The 2,366-nt window shown below is 67.0% G+C and carries 4 protein-coding genes and 1 pseudogene; 3 read left to right on the top strand and 2 right to left on the bottom strand.

From position 1 onward, the window contains the following. Positions 1-132 (top strand): annotated as a pseudogene (locus Q0W90_RS24270) (IS30 family transposase); the annotation flags it as partial. A 45-nt stretch (positions 133-177) separates the two neighbouring features. Here the strand turns inward: Q0W90_RS24270 and Q0W90_RS24265 are convergent. Continuing rightward, positions 178-1,119, bottom strand: coding sequence for a LysR family transcriptional regulator (locus Q0W90_RS24265; RefSeq protein WP_297601477.1), 942 nt, complete (start codon positions 1,117-1,119; stop codon positions 178-180). Between the two features lie 102 nt (positions 1,120-1,221). Between Q0W90_RS24265 and fdxA the strand changes: the two genes are divergently transcribed. Then, positions 1,222-1,548 (top strand): ferredoxin, encoded by a 327-nt coding sequence (fdxA, locus tag Q0W90_RS24260; RefSeq protein WP_297700882.1) that lies wholly within the window; start codon positions 1,222-1,224, stop codon positions 1,546-1,548. On the opposite strand, the gene Q0W90_RS24255 is transcribed toward fdxA, so the two are convergent. Beyond that, complete coding sequence (locus Q0W90_RS24255; RefSeq protein ID WP_297601480.1) at positions 1,549-1,905, bottom strand: type II toxin-antitoxin system HicB family antitoxin; 357 nt, start codon at positions 1,903-1,905, stop codon at positions 1,549-1,551. It lies immediately after the preceding gene. Positions 1,906-2,249: 344 nt separating this feature from the next. On the opposite strand from Q0W90_RS24255, the gene Q0W90_RS24250 reads away from it, so the two are divergent. Beyond that, on the top strand, positions 2,250-2,366 hold a 117-nt coding region (locus Q0W90_RS24250; RefSeq protein ID WP_297777202.1), incomplete at its 3' end, for a hypothetical protein.

Genomic DNA, 2,366 nt, shown 5'->3' with positions numbered 1-2,366 from the left:
TACCTCGACTACGTCGCCGCAAAACTCAACAACCGGCCCCGCCAAACCCTGGGCTGGAAAACACCCGCCGAAGCTCTCGACGAACTACTCTCCAACCCATCAAAACCGCCCGCTGTTGCAAACACCGCCTGAATCCGCCACCGGCGACGCCGCAACAACTCGACGTTCGTCGGGATCCTAGGCCGTTGTGCGGCTGATGATGTGGCTCAACAGGTCGCGGATCGCTCCGGCCGGCGGGGTGCGCCCGCCGACCCAGATGGCCCGAAACTTACGCCGCAGATCCAATTTGGGGATGTTGGCCGCGTGCAGCCGCCCGGTCGCCAGGTCGTCGGCCACCGCCAGCCGGCTCATGGCCGCCGGCCCCGCGCCCGCGAGAACGGCCGCGCGCATCGCCGCCGCGGACGTCAATTCCAGTACGGGCGCGGCTTGTTGCATGTCCTCCCCGAGCACCCGGCGCAGGGCAGCGGCCAGCGAATCGCGGATGCCCGAGTGGAGTTCGCGGGCGACCAGGGGTGTCTGCGCGAGCTCGCGCGCGGTCACGATCCGCGAGCGTCGCGCCCACTTGTGATCCGGCGGGACGACGATCACCAGCTCGTCCTCCCCCACCACACAGGTGCCTAAACCCTTTGGTGTACCGGGGTTTTCGACGAACCCGAGATCGGCGGTGCCGTCGCGGACCGACGCGATGGCGTGGTCGCTGTTGGTGGCGGTCAACATCACCTGCGGCGCGGTGTCGCCGCGCCGCGCGGCATCGGCCTGCAGGGAAAGCAGCCAGTGCGGCATCAGCTGTTCGGAGATCGTCTGACTGGCCGACACCCTGATGCGTTCGCGGCCCTCTTTGCGCAGCGAGCCCAGACCGGCGTCGACCTCATTGGCGACTTCGAGCAGGCGGGTCGCCCAATCCGCGACGATCAGCCCCGCGGGCGTCAGTTGGGAGCCGCGCGTCGTCCGGACGGCCAGGGTGACGCCGATCTGGGCCTCCATGGTGGCCAGGCGCCGGGATATCGCCTGCTGGGTCAGCCCGAGCTCGCGCGCGGCGCGACCGAGGCTGCCCGTCTCGGCGATCGCCAAAAACGCCTCGAACGAGGCGAGTTCGGGCAGCCGGGGGCTGAGTGGCATGGGCGACAGCTCACAATCAAATCGTGTGACACAACTATAGCTTGTGACACCACAACGCCAAACCTCTACTCACGCCCCCTCCGGATCGGAAACATGGACTTCATGGCCTATGTGATCGCCGAACCCTGCGTCGACGTCAAAGACAAGGCGTGCATCGAGGAATGCCCCGTCGACTGCATCTACGAGGGCGCCCGGATGCTCTACATCCATCCCGACGAATGCGTCGACTGCGGCGCCTGCGAGCCGGTGTGCCCGGTCGAATCCATCTACTACGAAGACGACCTGCCCGCCGAGCACACCGGATACTTGCAGATCAACGCCGACTTCTTCACCGACCTCGGCTCACCCGGCGGAGCGGCGAAGGTCGGGATGACCGAAAACGACCCCGATGTGGTGAAGAACCTGGAGAGCAAGGCAGAGGCGTCATAGCTAGTCGAACCCGGACAGGCCGAACGTGTCGCTGAGTCGCCGTCCGGCGAGTTTCTGAACGACCCATTGGTTCATCGATACTCCCTGCTCGACGGCCTCCACGGCGAGGCGGCTGTGTAGCTCAGGGGACGTTCTGACGACGATCGTGCCGCTGTAGTTGCGATCCGCCATCGGGATCGGCGGCGTTTCGCCCGTCGCCAGCATGGCCTGAATGTGCCGGTCTACGGCCTCCTCGATCTCGATGATCGCCTCTTGCGCTGTCCGCCCCTCGCGCCGCATGAACGGCAACTCGAGGCAAGTGCTGGCGTACCGGTCGTAGTGCCGTGCCCAGGCGACGCGATAGGTGTAATGGTTCACGCCGGGTTGGTAGCACGGGCGCTAGCGGTTTCGCGAGTCACTTATCCCCACCACGAGGCCGCGCTGGCGCGGGCGACGGGTCCGGCGGGCGCGGGCGACGAGGCCGCGCTGGCGCGGGCGACGGGTCCGGCGGGTCCGGGCACCCCGGCCCCGCCGGCCTCGGGCGCGCCACCTCTCCAGACCATTAACCCCCGCCGGAATCCGCTAGCGCCGGCGCTATCAAATCTGAGAGTCACCTATTGCTACCCAAAGACCACCTTGCCACCCGTATGACCCACCCCGAATCCGCTAGCGCGGCCGCTATCGGATCCGAGCGTCGCCCACACGTTTCGTAAGGTGAGGCAATGCGGACAGCTCGAATCATTCACCTCGCCCGCCAAATAGGGTCGCTGGCGGTCACCGCGGTGACCGCGGCGTCCACGCTCAACGCCTACCGACCCCTGGCGCGCAGCGGATACCCC

The organism is Mycobacterium sp., assembly GCF_025933915.1.
Lineage (GTDB): Bacteria > Actinomycetota > Actinomycetes > Mycobacteriales > Mycobacteriaceae > Mycobacterium.
Note: the sequence above shows the minus strand (reverse complement) of the source record. Positions and strands in the feature narration are given on the sequence as shown.

Bases quoted from the DNA above. Each gene is read 5' to 3' on its own strand.
- Q0W90_RS24265 (WP_297601477.1), bottom strand. From the start codon at position 1,119: ATGCCACTCAGCCCCCGGCTGCCCGAACTCGCCTCGTTCGAGGCGTTT.
- fdxA (WP_297700882.1), top strand. From the start codon at position 1,222: ATGGCCTATGTGATCGCCGAACCCTGCGTCGACGTCAAAGACAAGGCG.